The sequence below is a fragment of the Brenneria rubrifaciens genome, assembly GCF_005484945.1.
Lineage (GTDB): Bacteria > Pseudomonadota > Gammaproteobacteria > Enterobacterales > Enterobacteriaceae > Brenneria > Brenneria rubrifaciens.
The window spans coordinates 1,083,672-1,096,975 of record NZ_CP034035.1; the positions used below are offsets into that span (position 1 = coordinate 1,083,672).

At 56.2% G+C, this 13,304-nt stretch carries 12 protein-coding genes; 7 read left to right on the plus strand and 5 right to left on the minus strand.

The window, feature by feature from the left end:
* Positions 1-11: 11 nt before the first annotated feature.
* From EH207_RS05055 to copD, 3 genes are all read left to right on the plus strand, one after another.
* Positions 12-1,208: a nicotinamide mononucleotide deamidase-related protein YfaY gene (locus tag EH207_RS05055; protein ID WP_137713002.1), complete on the plus strand. Its 1,197-nt coding sequence runs from the start codon at positions 12-14 to the stop codon at positions 1,206-1,208.
* Between the two features lie 189 nt (positions 1,209-1,397).
* Positions 1,398-1,712 carry a copper homeostasis periplasmic binding protein CopC gene (copC, locus tag EH207_RS05060; protein WP_377805045.1) on the plus strand — a complete coding sequence of 105 codons (315 nt, stop codon included), beginning with the start codon at positions 1,398-1,400 and terminating at the stop codon, positions 1,710-1,712.
* Between the two features lie 3 nt (positions 1,713-1,715).
* Positions 1,716-2,600: a copper homeostasis membrane protein CopD gene (gene copD, locus EH207_RS05065; protein WP_137713004.1), complete on the plus strand. Its 885-nt coding sequence runs from the start codon at positions 1,716-1,718 to the stop codon at positions 2,598-2,600.
* A gap of 71 nt (positions 2,601-2,671) precedes the next feature.
* Here the strand turns inward: copD and EH207_RS05070 are convergent, their stop codons facing one another.
* The 3 genes from EH207_RS05070 to tesA all read right to left on the minus strand — a co-directional run bounded on the left by EH207_RS05070 (position 2,672) and on the right by tesA (position 5,083).
* On the minus strand, positions 2,672-3,532 hold the full coding sequence (locus tag EH207_RS05070) for a co-chaperone YbbN (protein ID WP_137713005.1): 861 nt from the start codon (positions 3,530-3,532) through the stop codon (positions 2,672-2,674).
* 61 nt (positions 3,533-3,593) lie between these two features.
* Positions 3,594-4,370, minus strand: coding sequence for an SDR family oxidoreductase (locus EH207_RS05075; protein WP_137713006.1), 777 nt, complete (start codon positions 4,368-4,370; stop codon positions 3,594-3,596).
* A gap of 29 nt (positions 4,371-4,399) precedes the next feature.
* On the minus strand, positions 4,400-5,083 hold the full coding sequence (gene tesA, locus EH207_RS05080) for a multifunctional acyl-CoA thioesterase I/protease I/lysophospholipase L1 (protein WP_137713007.1): 684 nt from the start codon (positions 5,081-5,083) through the stop codon (positions 4,400-4,402).
* On the opposite strand from tesA, the gene ybbA reads away from it, so the two are divergent.
* Together ybbA and ybbP are read left to right on the plus strand one after the other, a co-directional pair.
* A complete protein-coding gene (gene ybbA, locus EH207_RS05085) occupies positions 5,006-5,737 on the plus strand; it encodes a putative ABC transporter ATP-binding protein YbbA (RefSeq protein WP_137713008.1) in 732 nt (243 codons plus the stop codon). The genes tesA and ybbA overlap by 78 nt on opposite strands.
* Complete coding sequence (gene ybbP, locus EH207_RS05090) at positions 5,734-8,163, plus strand: putative ABC transporter permease subunit YbbP (protein WP_137713009.1); 2,430 nt, start codon at positions 5,734-5,736, stop codon at positions 8,161-8,163. The genes ybbA and ybbP overlap by 4 nt, the downstream gene beginning before the upstream one ends.
* Before the next feature lie 35 nt (positions 8,164-8,198).
* Here ybbP and speG read toward each other — a convergent pair whose 3' ends face one another.
* Positions 8,199-8,774, minus strand: coding sequence for a spermidine N1-acetyltransferase (gene speG, locus EH207_RS05095; protein WP_137713010.1), 576 nt, complete (start codon positions 8,772-8,774; stop codon positions 8,199-8,201).
* Between the two features lie 204 nt (positions 8,775-8,978).
* Here speG and EH207_RS05100 point away from each other — a divergent pair, with 204 nt between their 5' ends.
* Together EH207_RS05100 and EH207_RS05105 are read left to right on the plus strand one after the other, a co-directional pair.
* The gene (locus EH207_RS05100; RefSeq protein ID WP_137713011.1) at positions 8,979-11,069 is read left to right on the plus strand and encodes a TonB-dependent siderophore receptor; all 2,091 of its coding nucleotides are present in this window, start codon (positions 8,979-8,981) and stop codon (positions 11,067-11,069) included.
* 111 nt (positions 11,070-11,180) lie between these two features.
* Positions 11,181-12,275, plus strand: coding sequence for an ABC transporter substrate-binding protein (locus EH207_RS05105; protein WP_137713012.1), 1,095 nt, complete (start codon positions 11,181-11,183; stop codon positions 12,273-12,275).
* 113 nt (positions 12,276-12,388) lie between these two features.
* On the opposite strand, the gene EH207_RS05110 is transcribed toward EH207_RS05105, so the two are convergent.
* Positions 12,389-13,291 carry a MurR/RpiR family transcriptional regulator gene (locus EH207_RS05110; protein ID WP_137713013.1) on the minus strand — a complete coding sequence of 301 codons (903 nt, stop codon included), beginning with the start codon at positions 13,289-13,291 and terminating at the stop codon, positions 12,389-12,391.
* Between the last annotated feature and the right edge of the window lie 13 nt (positions 13,292-13,304).

A 13,304-nucleotide genomic window follows, 5' to 3' on the forward strand; every position in this document is an offset into this window, starting at 1 on the left:
GGGAGTGAAAGATGCTTAGGGTCGAGATGTTAAGTACCGGCGATGAAGTGCTGCATGGTCAGATTATTGATACCAATGCCGCCTGGCTGGGTGACTATCTGTTTCAGCAGGGATTGCCGATGACCAGCCGGATGACGGTGGGGGACGATCTCGATGCCTTAGTCTCGGCGCTCACCCAGCGAAGCCAAATTGCGGATGTGTTGATTGTCAATGGCGGACTGGGGCCGACCAGTGACGATCTCAGCGCGGCGGCGGCGGCCACGGCCGCCGGGGAGGAACTGGTTGAACATGCGGGATGGCTGGCGCGGATGACGGCGTTTTTTACCGAACGGAACCGGGTCATGGCGCCCAGTAACCGCAAGCAGGCGCAGATCCCCGCCAGTGCCGAAATGCTCGATAATCCGGTGGGGACGGCATGCGGCTTTGTGTTGCAGCTTAATCAATGTCTGATGTTTTTTACGCCCGGCGTGCCGTCGGAATTCAAGGTGATGGTGGAGCAGCAGATCATCCCGCGTCTGCGCGATCGTTTTGTCCTTTCCGAACCGCCGCTGTGTTTGCGGCTTACCACCTTTGGACGTTCTGAAAGCGATTTGGCCGGTCAACTGGATGGACAGTCTCTCCCGCCGGGCGTGGTGCTCGGCTACCGTTCTTCCATGCCGATTATCGAGTTGAAGCTGACCGGACCCGCCGCGCAACGGGCGGCAATGCAGCCGGTGTGGGAACAGGTGCGCGCCGTGGCGGGCGAAAACGCCATCTTTGAAGGGACGGAAGGGTTGCCGACCCAGTTGGCGCGCCGGTTGACGGCACGCGAGCTTCGGCTGGCGGTCAGTGAAGATTTTACTGCCGGTCTGCTGAACTGGCAGTTGCAGTCAGCCGGCGTGCCATTGGCCGGCGGTGAACTGCGGGTGAATAGCGATGTACAGGATTTGCCGTCGTTTGCCGATGACACGCGGCAACTGGCGGAACGTTACGGCGTCCCGCTGGCCCTGCGGGTAGGGGACAGACGAGACGATCGGCTGATGATTGCCCTGCATACGCCGCAAGGCACATTCGCGCAGGCGATACAGTATAATGTCGCGCGTCATAGCCTGAAAACGCATCAGGAAGTGGTGGCCCTGTTTGCCATGAACCTGCTGCGACGCTGGCTGAATGGCTGGCCTGTTTACGGCGGCCACGGCTGGATCAATGTCCTGGAGACATTAGCCTAAGGGCTGTCGACAGGGACGAATAGCGGCGGCGCGGCGGCTTATTATTATTAACGTATAACATTTTTCTCATTTTACCCTTGTGGGCATGTCGTGGTTTTTTACTGGTTTTCCATTATTGAAACAGGATGAATGAATATGACATTGACGCTGAAAACCTGGCTGGGCGGCGCGCTGCTGGCCGCCGCCACGATGGTGTTTTCTCCCGCGCTATGGGCGCACGCCCATTTGAAAAGTCAGACGCCGGTAGCCGACAGTACCGTTGACGCGGCGCCCGCTACGCTCACGCTGACCTTCTCGGAAAATATCGAACCCGCGTTCAGCGGCGTTGAAATCGTTGATGGTGCCAGACAATCGCAAGCCATCAGCAAGACCTCGGTTGCACGTAATCAGATGAACGTGACGTTGGCCAATCCTTTGGCAAGCGGGCGCTATCTGGTTAACTGGCGCGTTTTGTCCGTTGACGGCCACAAACTGAAAGGCAGCTACCGTTTTACGGTGAAATAGCCCGTGGCGGCGGAAAGTCTGTATGTGACGCTGCGCTGGGGATATTTTTCCGCCCTGATGCTGACCACCGGCGGCGCATTTTATGTCGTGTGGCTGGCACAGGGCGATTTCAGGCGCTGTCTGGCCGTTCGGCTGAGTCTGGTATTGCGAAGCGCCCTGTGGGTGACGTTGGGTTGCACGTGCGCCATCCTGTCGTTGCAACTGGTTATCATGAGCGGCGACTGGCGTAACCTGGCGGATGGCGATATCTGGCAGGCGGTGCTGAGCACCACGGCCGGCAGGGGATGGGCCGTGCAGACACTGCTGGCGCTATCGGCGTGTCTGGCGCTGGTCGCGCAGGATGTTTCCCGCTGCCGGTTTATCTTGCTGGTCAGCGCGATACAGTGGTGCGGTATGGCGTATATCGGACATGCGGCTGCGCTGGAAGGCGGACTGGGAATGATTCAGCGGGCTAACCACGTGCTGCACCTGATGGCGTCGGCGCTATGGGTCGGCGGCTTGCCGCCGTTGCTGTTTCTGATGGCCGCAGGGCGCAACCCGGCAACGCGCAAGGAGGCCGTTGCCACGATGATGGGGTTTTCCCGCTACGCGCATCTCTGGGTAATGCTGAATATCGTGACGGGCGTGATAAGCGGCCTGCTGCTATTGGGATGGCCTCCGCACGTTAGCCTGTATAGCGGATTACTACTGGCTAAGGTGATGTTAGTGCTGGCGATGGTGGCGCTGGCTTTATTCAACCGGTACTGGCTGGTTCCCCGGCTGGGACGGGCGGGCGGAGAACCGGTGTGGCGCAGGCTGGTGGCATACATCTGGCTGGAGATTGGGCTGGGGGCGTTGGTGCTGGCGCTGGTGAGCTATTTCGCCACGCTTTCCCCCTATCCCGTGTAACGGCTGAGACGGCGCGATATCCCCCGTAATTGCACTGTGGCGGATGTCGGGCCGGGATCAGCAAAGCCGCATCAGTAAAGCAGCGAGTAGAGCTGGCGGCGGTAGCGGGCGGCCAGCGTATCGCCGGTGCCGAGCGCGGCCATAATGTCCATCAGCGTTTTGCGGGCGTTGCCGTTTGCGGCGCCCAGATCTTTTTTCAGGAAACCCATCAACAGTTCAAGCGACTCTTCATTGCGCCCGACCTGATGCAATTGCAACGCCAACTGTACCGCCAGTTCCGCGTTTTGCGGGTCAGCCTCCAGTTGCTGTTGTAGCTGTTGAATTTCCGGCGTATCCGCCGCCTGCTTGAGCAATTCAATCTGCGCCACCAGGCCATGATAACGGGTATCCTGATCCTGCAAAGGGATCGTCGCCAGCACCGCTTCGGCGTCTTCGCTACGGTGAAGCTGAATCTGGATTTCCGCCAGCATCAGACCAATGTCGCTGCGCTGTTGGCTCAACTGCCAGGCGTCTTTCAGCAGCGGCAGCGCTTGGGTCAATTGACCTTCCTGAATCAACTGCTGCGCGTCGGCGACTTTCAGTTCTTCTTCTTTCGGCAGCGCGCGCTTTAACAGGTCGCGTACCGCTTCTTCCGGCTGCGGCCCCTGAAAACCATCCAGCGGCTGGCCGTCTTTAAACAGATAGACGGTTGGGATCGCCCGCAGGCCGAATTGGGCGGCGACGCGCTGTTCCGCATCGCAATCCACTTTCGCCAGAATAAATTGTCCGGCGTACTCCAGCGCCAGCTTGTTCAGTACCGGCTCCAGTTGCAGACAGTGCTGACTGCGTTCGGACCAGAAATAAAACAGCACCGGCAATGTCGCGGATTGCTCCAGCACCTGATGCAGGTTGGATTCGTCGACATCAATAATATTGGCTTGTTGTTCTAACATGTGCGTTCTCTCTTATCCTCGTCCGTTTTGGCTATTATAGATGGGGGCGGAATGCGCCGCTTCAAGAACGGGTGCGTAATAGATTATCCAGATAGCGGCCGGGCAATAGACGACGTAACCATGACAGCGCGTGGGCAACCAGCGTCACCGGGTAGCGCAGTCTCGGCCGGGGGCTTTCCAGCGCGTGATGCAATTTAGGCAGCACGGCTTGCGGCGGCAGCGTAAATCGCCGGGCGATGCCGGGGTTGGCGATCGGTGTGTCCGTTTGCGTTTGATCGACATTATCGGTGAAACGCGTGTTGAGCGGGCCGGGTTCAATCAGGCTGACGTGTAAACCGCTGCCATGCAGTTCCATCCGCAGTGCGTCCGACCATGCCTCCAGCGCAAATTTACTGGCGGCGTACGCGCCGCGTCCGGGGGTGGCGACCAATCCCATCACCGAACTGGTTTGAATAATCCGTCCTTCGCCGTGCGGCAGCATGGCGGGCAGCAACAGCTGCGTTAACTGATGCGTGCCGAATAGATTGCTGGAGAACTGCCGCTCAAGCTGCTGTCGCGATATGCTGTTCAACGGCCCGTATAAACCATATCCGGCGTTATTAAACAGACCGTAAAGCCGATTATCGGTCAGTCTGATGACCTCTGCGGCGGCTTTTGCGACGCTGGCGCCGTCATCGAGATCGAGTTCCAGCGCGTCCAGACCCAGTGCGGTCAAACGCGCCAGATCCTCCGCCCGGCGGCAGGCGGCCAGCACGCGATAGCCGCGCTGTTGCAAATCCAGCGCGGCTACCAGGCCGATACCGCTGGAACAGCCGGTGATGAAAACCGTTTTTTGCATAACTTTACCTAATTCAAAAGCCCTATTTATCAAGACTCATGGTTAACTAAGGGTTCCAGTTGTTTCGCCATCCACTCAGCGATAAACGGTTGGGCATCGCGGGTGGGGTGGATGCCGTCTTCCATAATCCACTCGGGTTTTTGATAAATTTGTTCCATAAAAAAAGGCAGCAGCGGAAGATCAAATTGCTTCGCCAACCGGGGATAAACGTCGCTGAACGATACCGTATAACGGCGGCCATAGTTGGTTGGCAGACGAATTTGCATCAGCAAGGGTTCGGCGTTGGCCTGTTTGACCAGCGTAATGATTTTGGTCAGATCCTGCTCGATATTTTGCACAGGAAAACCCCGCAGCCCGTCATTGCCGCCAAGTTCGATCAGAACCCAGCGCGGCTGATGTTGTTCCAGCAATGCCGGAAGACGCGCCAGCCCTTGCGCGGCGGTATCGCCGCTGATGCTGGCATTAATAATATTGGCGCTTTTCCGCCGTGTCTGCCATTGCTTATTCAACAAGGCAGGCCAGGCGTTGGCCGCCGGCATCCGGTAGCCCGCGCTGAGGCTATCGCCGAGAATCAATAAAGTGTCCGCCGCAAAAGCACGTACACTGCATAAACCCAGAAGCAAAAGGACGAAAACATGTTTGCGAAGACCAGTCCAGCGAGCGCTATGCCAACCAAAACCGGGCCCGCGGAAAACATTCTTGAAGTTCATCATCTTAGTAAGCACGTTGGTCAAGGGGAGAATCGGCTATCCATCCTTACCGGAGTTGAGCTTATTGTCAAACCCGCACAGACAATTGCGCTGATTGGCGAGTCAGGTTCGGGTAAATCAACATTGCTGGGTATCCTTGCCGGTCTGGACGATGGCAGCGAAGGCGACGTCAGTCTGATGGGCGAACCGTTAAGCAAACTGGATGAAGAGGGGCGCGCCGCGTTGCGCGCCAGAGACGTGGGATTTGTCTTTCAGTCTTTTATGCTGGTGCCGACGCTCAATGCGCTGGAAAACGTCCAGCTCCCCGCGCTGTTGCGCGGCGAGAGCGACAGCCATAGCCGCGGGCAGGCCGGGCAACTGTTGCAGCAATTGGGGCTGGGCGAGCGCTTGCACCATCTTCCCGCCCAGCTTTCCGGCGGCGAGCAACAGCGCGTGGCGTTGGCGCGGGCGTTTAGCGGCCGTCCCAAAGTGCTGTTCGCCGATGAACCGACCGGCAATCTGGATCGTAAAACCGGCGAGCGCATTGTCGATCTGCTGTTCTCCCTGAACCGCGATTACGCCACCACGCTGATCCTGGTCACCCATGATGAACAACTGGCCGCCCGCTGTGAGCGCCGGCTGCGTCTGGCGGACGGCAAACTGAAGGAGGACGCATGATCTGGCGCTGGTTCTGGCGCGAATGGCGCTCTCCTTCATTATTAATTGTCTGGCTGGCGTTAACGCTGGCCGTGGCCTGTGTGCTGGCGCTGGGCAACATCAGCGATCGCATGGAAAAAGGGTTGAGCCAGCAGAGCCGTGATTTTCTGGCGGGCGATCGGGTGCTAAGAGCATCGCGCCCGGTGCCGGAAACGTGGCTTGAGGCGGCCCAACAGCGAGGATTGACGCTCAGCCGGCAGATCTCGTTCATGACCATGACCTTCGCGGGCGATACGCCGCAACTGGCGCGGGTCAAGGCCACCGACCCGCGTTATCCGCTGTACGGTCAGCTACAGACGCGTCCGGCCGGGCTGCGCGCCGAAGCGGGAACGGTGCTGGCGGCGCCGCGGCTGCTGGCGCTGTTGGGGTTGAACGTCGGCGACATGCTGGAGGTGGGAGATGCTTCCCTGCGTATCGCCGGTGAGCTGATTCAGGAGCCGGACGCCGGGTTTAATCCGTTCAATACCGCGCCGCGTATTTTGATGAATTTGGCCGATGTGGAAAAAACCGGGGCAATACAGCCCGGCGGCCGGATTACCTGGCGTTACATGTTCGCGGGAAATGATCGGCAAATCAGTGAGTTCAGTGAGTTTATCAAGCCACAGCTCAAGCCTGATCAGCGCTGGTACGGCATGGCGGATTCCGAAGGCGCGCTGAGCCAGTCGTTGAAGCGTTCGCAACAGTTCCTGCTGCTTTCGGCGCTGCTGACGCTGCTGCTGTCCATCGCGGCGGTGGCGGTTTCCATGGGACACTATTGCCGCAGTCGTTATGATCTGGTGGCGGTGCTGAAAACGCTGGGCGCGGGAAGAAAGGCTTTGCGGCGGCTGATTATCGGTCAATGGCTGTCGGTGCTGGGGCTGGCGGCGCTGGGCGGCGGTCTGGTGGGGCTTGGGTTCGAAGCGTTGTTGATGAAAATGCTGGCGCCGGTGTTGCCGGCGACGCTGCCCGCATCGGGACTGTGGCCGTGGGCCTGGGCGCTGGGTTCGTTGGTGTTGATTTCACTGCTGGTGGGGCTACGGCCTTATCGTCTGCTGCTGGCGACGCAGCCGCTGCGCGTGTTGCGTCAGGATGTGGCGGCGAATGTCTGGCCGCTGCGTTATTATCTGCCGATCGTGCTGGCGATGGTGGTCGGCCTGCTTGCCATATTATCCGGCGGCGGTTCGCTGCTGTGGTCGTTGCTGGGCGGAATAGCCGTGCTATCGCTGTTATTGGGCGCGATCGGCTGGGGCGGATTGCTGTTGTTGCGTCGCCTGACGGTTAAACGGCTGGCAATGCGGCTGGCGATCAACCGTCTGCTGCGCCAACCCTGGTCGACGCTCAGCCAACTGGCGGCGTTTTCATTGTCATTTATGTTGCTGGCTTTGCTGCTGGTGATGCGGGGAGATTTGCTGGATCGCTGGCAACAACAGCTACCGCCGGGCAGCCCGAACTATTTCTTGCTGAATATGACCGCGGAACAAGTGCCGCAGGTTAAAACCTTCTTTGAGCAGCATCAGGTCAAACCGGAACAGTTTTATCCGATCGTGCGCGCCCGCCTGACGGAGATCAACCAGCAGGTGGCGACGGAACTGATTCATGAGGACGATCCCGGCGGCAACACGGTCAATCGTGAATTGAATCTGACCTGGACAGACGCTATCCCGGAACACAACGTACTGGTGAAGGGGGAGGCGCCGAAAGCGGGCGAAGTCTCGATGGAAGTAAAAGAAGCCAAAGAGATGGGGATAAAAATCGGCGATACGCTGACCTTTACCGGCGACACCCAGCCATTCAGCGTCAAAGTCACCAGTTTCCGGCAGGTGGACTGGGAAAGTTTGCGCCCGAACTTTTTCTTTATCTTTCCTGCCGGCGCGCTGGATGGTCAGCCACAGTCCTGGTTGACCAGTTTCCGCTACGACGGCGATGAGAAGATGATCACCCAGTTGAACCGCCAGTTTCCGACGCTGAGCGTGTTGGATATCGGTAGCATGCTGCGTCAGATCGGACAGGTATTGCAGCAAGTGAGCCGGGCGCTGGAAATTATGGTGATTCTGGTGCTGTTCTGCGGCGTGCTGCTGTTGCTGGCGCAGATTCAGGTGGGAATGCGCCAGCGGCGGCAGGAGCTGATGGTATACCGTACGCTGGGTGCAGGGCTGCGTCTTCTGCGTACCACGTTATGGTGTGAGTTTGCGGTGCTGGGGCTGGTCGCGGGTATTGCCGCCGCCATTGGCGCGGAAGCGGCGTTGTGGTTATTGCAGCGTCAGGTCTTCAATTTCCCGTGGGAGCCGAACTTAATCATGTGGTGGGCGCTGCCGCTGTCCGCCGCCTTACTGCTGTCGCTGTGCGGCGGCTGGCTGGGGATTCGTTTGTTACGCGGCAAAGCGCTGTTCCGGCGGTTCGCGGGGTAAGATAAGCGAGGCCGGTGATACCGGCCTCGCTACCGTTATTGGTTGATGGTGTTACCCGGTGCCGCGCCGCCTGTCCCCGTCACGGTTTTGTGTTTCGCCAGATATTGCTGCTGGAAAATGCACATGCGGATCGTATTGCGGTATTCGCCGTTAATGAAGAACTCATGGATCAGTTCGCCCTCCACTTCAAATCCCAGCTTGCTGTAGATGTGAATCGCTTTGTTGTTCTCTTTATCCACAATCAGATACAGCTTATACAGGTTCAGCACCGAGAAGCCATAATCCATTGCCAGCTTTGCCGCTGCGCTGGCGTAGCCTTGTCCTTGATAAGCGGGATCGATAATGATTTGGAATTCGGCGCGTCGATGGATGTGGTTGATTTCCACCAGTTCGACCAGGCCGACTTTGGTTTGCTCATGCTCAATGATAAAACGCCGTTCGCTCTGGTCATGGATATGTTTGTCATACAGATCGCTGAGTTCGACAAAAGCCTCATAAGGCTCTTCAAACCAGTAACGCATGACGCTGGCATTGTTATCCAACTGATGGACAAAGGTGAGATCGTCCCGTTCCAGCGGTCGCAGCCGAACGGCGTTGCTCGTACCGGACATAGTGAATCCTTGTTTATTGAATCATCAGAAAGTGATGCCGCTCATTCTAGCCTGTTTTATGGCCGTTTGTGGATGATGGATAAATTTATTGCGATTGATAATCATTACTACATTCATTACCGCTATAATGCTTTTGGATTAATGCCATTTAAAAATAATTATTTGATTATAAATAAATTTATACATTGGGGTTCACAATCTGCCATGGTGTTTCATAAAAAATTATTCGTTCTTAGTGCTGTAGTGATCAGTAGTGGAGTCTGTGCGGCGGACGACACGCTAACCGTCATCGCCAATGACAGCAATGAGAATACGGCGCGCAGTTACAACAGCGACAGCGCCACCACTGCTACCCGGATCGCCACCCCTCGTAACGATCTTCCTCAGTCTGTCAGCGTCGTGACGCCTCAGGTCATGCAGGATTATCAGGTCAGGAGCGTCAATGACGCCGTCAAGTTTGTCAGTGGCGTTACGCAGGGCAATACATTGGGGGGAATTGAAGACGGTTTTGTTAAACGAGGATTCGGCGCCAACTCCGATGGGTCCGTCTTTATCGATGGGATTCGCAGTAATCAGGGGTTGTCGATGGACGCCTCAATAGAGCGTGTAGAAGTGCTGAAAGGCTCCGCTTCGCTGATGTACGGCATATTGAATCCCGGCGGCGTTATCAATCTGATCAGCAAGAAGCCCCAATACACCTGGAATACCCGCATCAGCGGGCAAAGCAGTAGCGAGGGCGGGGGCGCCGGTGCGATCGACGTGACCGGTCCCCTGGGGAATAACGTTGCTTTCCGCATGGTTGCCGAACGGCAACATGAGGATTATTGGCGTAATTTCGGCGTCAATGAACGTACGCTGCTCGCGCCTTCGCTCAGTTGGTATGGTGAGCGCGCTTCTTTCAATATCGGTTATGTGGAATACACATATGATGTTCCCTATGATCGCGGCACGGCCTTCATCAACGGTAAACCGGTGGATATTCCCTATAATCGGCGTCTGGACGACGCGGCAAACCGGGCCTGGGGGAAGAAAAAACGCGTTAACGTCAATTATAACTGGGTACTGGATGATACCTGGGAAACGCACCTCAACTACGCATGGATGCAACGGCGCTATGACAGTAACGAGGTCAGGGCGACGGCCGTTAATACCGATACCGGCATTGTTTCGCGCCGGGCGGATGCCAATCGCGGCTTCAACCATCAGACACATTATATGTCCTGGGACATCAGCGGTAGTCCGCAACGCTGGGGAATGCAGCATGATGTGATGCTGGGCGTGGATTATGAACAAAACGAAACCTACAAGGCGCGTTCGTGGCGCGGCGCGGTGTCGAATACCTTCAATATGTACAACCCCGTTTACGGCGAAGCGCCGGTGCTTAGCGATCTCACCTACCGGGATTCGCTCAGTAATCTGCGCACCAATCTTTATAGCCGCTCGGTGTTTTTTAAAGACAGTATTCATCTGGACGACCAGTGGATCGCCGTGTTGGGCGGTCGTTTTCAGCGCTACACCCAGACGGCCAGCAATGGATTCATCACGCCGAAAACGACCCTTAACGATCGGGGCGACACCTTTTTACCGCAATTGGGCCTGATCTATAAAGTGACGCCCGACGTGTCGCTGTATGGCAGTTACAGCCGTTCCTTTACGCCGTCGACCGAAACCGATGACAACGGCGACGTTGCCGCGACGGAGAAGGGGACGACCTATGAAGTGGGCGCCAAGTGGCAGGTAAACCCTGCACTTGCCGCTACGCTGGCGCTGTATCGCATTGATGAAAAAGATATGTCCATTTTCATCAACGGCGTCACCCGCAGTATTCCCAAAGCGCGCTCTACGGGTATTGAGCTTGAACTTAACGGTGAACTGGCGCCTGACTGGAACATTGTGGCGAACTACAGCTTTGATAAGACCGAAATCGTGGAGGATAAGATTAATCCCGACAATATCGGTAACCGGTTGGTCAATGCGCCTCGCAACATGGCAAGCCTGTACCTCAGCCATACACTGCGTTTCGACTGGTTGCCCGGCGAACTGCGTCTAGGCGGCGGGGGCAGGTATGTGGGTACTCGGGCGGGCGATCCGGAAAACAGCTTCACCATGCCGGATTACACTGTGGCCGATGCTTTTGTCGCCTGGGATAACACCCTGATTGGTAAGCACACACAGTTGAAGCTTAATATGAAAAACCTGTTTAACGAGGAATATTACGAATCAAGCGCCGGTAATCTCCGGGTCATCGTCGGCGAGCCCCGGGTAATGTATTTACAGGCATCTGTGGATTTCTAATGTTCAAGGAAACGTCTCCCCGGTAATCTTTCGCTACCGGGAGAGGTGATCCGCCGGAGGGAGGTTTTAATCAATGCCATGCCACAAAGAACAACCTGTTCGGGGAATCTGATGAGGACGTGCTGTTTTATTTTTCTGCTGCTGTTGAGTCCGCTTGGTCATGCTAAGCAAATCGTCGACATTGTAAACCGTCAGGTTGAGGTGCCCGATAATCCCCAACGCATCATCATTGGCGAAAGCCGAATGATTTATACCCTGGCGCTGGTTGAAGAGGGGAACCCCGCCCGCCGCGTGGTCGGCTGGCCGGGCGATCTTATGCGTTTGGATAAGCAGACGTGGAAACGTTACAGTACGGCGTTCCCAGAGATGAAGACGATACCGATTATCGGTAATTCAAATTTTTCGCAAATCAGCGTAGAGAAAGTCATTTCACTCAAGCCTGATCTGGTCATTCTGCCGGTCTATGCCAAGAAACAAAACGACCATGACCAATTTGAAATGCAACTGGTGCAGGCCAATATTCCCGTGGTTTACGTGGACTTCAGGGTTAAGCAGTTAACCAATACCCTACCCAGCATGCGTATTCTTGGCGAAGTGCTCAATCAACAGGATAAAGCGGAACGGTTCATCCGATTTTATCAGCGCCATATCGATTTCATCCGTGAGCGGCTGGCAACCGTGCAACAGCCTAAACCCACGGTGATGTTGCAACTGCATCTTGGACGCAAAGACGAATGCTGTACCACGGTTGCTCAGGGAAATCTGGCCGATCTGATCGCGTTTGCCGGGGGAAATAATATCGCATCAGGCCGCTTTCCCGGGGTTTTCGGGCAGATCAGCGCTGAAGCCGTTATCGACGCCAATCCTGACGTTTACCTGGCGACCGGTATGGCTGGCCCGCAGGACCCGAATCTTCCCCAACTCGGTCCTGAAGTATCTGAAAAAGAGGCAAGGGAGAGTTTTGCCCGCAGTCTATCGAGTGAACCGATCATTTCCCGTCTGACGGCGATCAAGCAGGGCCGGGCCTTCGGCATCTGGCATAATTTTTATATGAGCCCGTGGCATTTACTGGATGTGGAAATCTTTGCCAAAGTGTTTTATCCCGAACTGTTTAGCGATCTGGACCCCCAGAAAACGCTTGAGGAAATGAGCCGAGAATTTTTGCCTGTGACGCTTGAGGGAACGTACTGGATACCGGTGAAATGACGCACGAATAGCGCCTCAGCGTATAGAGGCGCAGCCGGTTCGTTTCTCCGCCGTCTTTTCCTGTTGGCGATCGTGAAGAGGTAACAGCCTCAGGGGTGAGGTCTGGCGGGGGGTTATCGCAGAGGCTTTTTCGGTTTTGCTATGGAATTACCCAGTTCATACAGCCGATTCATGGTTTTCAGCGGTATCTGCGGCATTGAAGCGGCGAGGGCTAACACCAATATTTCGAGACAAATGAGCGGCGTGCCATGAATCGGAATTTTTCCTGCTTCCGCGCTGCGGGGAATAAAAATGACGATATCCGCCTCCTTGATGAACAAGGAATCACTCGCGCCGGTCAGCAGAATGATCGGGATACCCAGACGGCGAGCCTCTTCTAATGTCGTCACTCCTTCCCGGTGAGCGCTGCCCTGGGCCATCATGATCAGCACATCTCCCTGAGCCATTCCGATGAGCTGCTCGGTTAATGACCCGCCGGTGCGGTTTAACACATAGGCGGGCTTGCCGTTGCGGTTAAACAGCCGGGCGGTATATTCCGCAAGAATCGAAGAGGCGCCCAGGCCAAAAATAGCCACCCGCGCCGATCCCTGAAGCAATATCGTCGCCTGCGATAGCGCCTGACGGTTTTTTTCTTCGGCAAGCATCTGGCAGGTGTAACGGTATCCTTCCAATACGAAGTCGACGCTGGCGTTGGTATCCGGCGTCAACGCGCTGACCGTTGACGCCATCCGCGCTGCAGAGGAAAGAGTTTCTCCCAGATAGCTTGCCAATACGTTTTTCAGATCGCGCAACCCGGAAAACCCCAATGCCTGGATAGCACGAACCACCGTGGCGTCAGAGGTGTTGGTTTCAGCCGCAATTTCAATGGCCGTTTTATCCAGGATCGCGCCTTTGTGTTTATGGATGTATGTGGCGACCGTGAACAGACCAGGAGAAAGTAAGTGCTTTCGGTTACGAAACCGCTCGCCATAAAGATCCGTGGTGGCGCGTTTTCTTTTGTTATTTGATGTCTTCATGATATGACCGATC

Bases quoted from the DNA above. Each gene is read 5' to 3' on its own strand.
- EH207_RS05055 (WP_137713002.1), top strand. From the start codon at position 12: ATGCTTAGGGTCGAGATGTTAAGTACCGGCGATGAAGTGCTGCATGGT.
- copC (WP_377805045.1), top strand. From the start codon at position 1,398: ATGGTGTTTTCTCCCGCGCTATGGGCGCACGCCCATTTGAAAAGTCAG.
- EH207_RS05070 (WP_137713005.1), bottom strand. From the start codon at position 3,532: ATGTTAGAACAACAAGCCAATATTATTGATGTCGACGAATCCAACCTG.
- EH207_RS05075 (WP_137713006.1), bottom strand. From the start codon at position 4,370: ATGCAAAAAACGGTTTTCATCACCGGCTGTTCCAGCGGTATCGGCCTG.
- ybbA (WP_137713008.1), top strand. From the start codon at position 5,006: ATGTTTGCGAAGACCAGTCCAGCGAGCGCTATGCCAACCAAAACCGGG.
- tesA (WP_137713007.1), bottom strand. From the start codon at position 5,083: ATGATGAACTTCAAGAATGTTTTCCGCGGGCCCGGTTTTGGTTGGCAT.
- ybbP (WP_137713009.1), top strand. From the start codon at position 5,734: ATGATCTGGCGCTGGTTCTGGCGCGAATGGCGCTCTCCTTCATTATTA.
- speG (WP_137713010.1), bottom strand. From the start codon at position 8,774: ATGTCCGGTACGAGCAACGCCGTTCGGCTGCGACCGCTGGAACGGGAC.
- EH207_RS05100 (WP_137713011.1), top strand. From the start codon at position 8,979: ATGGTGTTTCATAAAAAATTATTCGTTCTTAGTGCTGTAGTGATCAGT.
- EH207_RS05105 (WP_137713012.1), top strand. From the start codon at position 11,181: ATGAGGACGTGCTGTTTTATTTTTCTGCTGCTGTTGAGTCCGCTTGGT.
- EH207_RS05110 (WP_137713013.1), bottom strand. From the start codon at position 13,291: ATGAAGACATCAAATAACAAAAGAAAACGCGCCACCACGGATCTTTAT.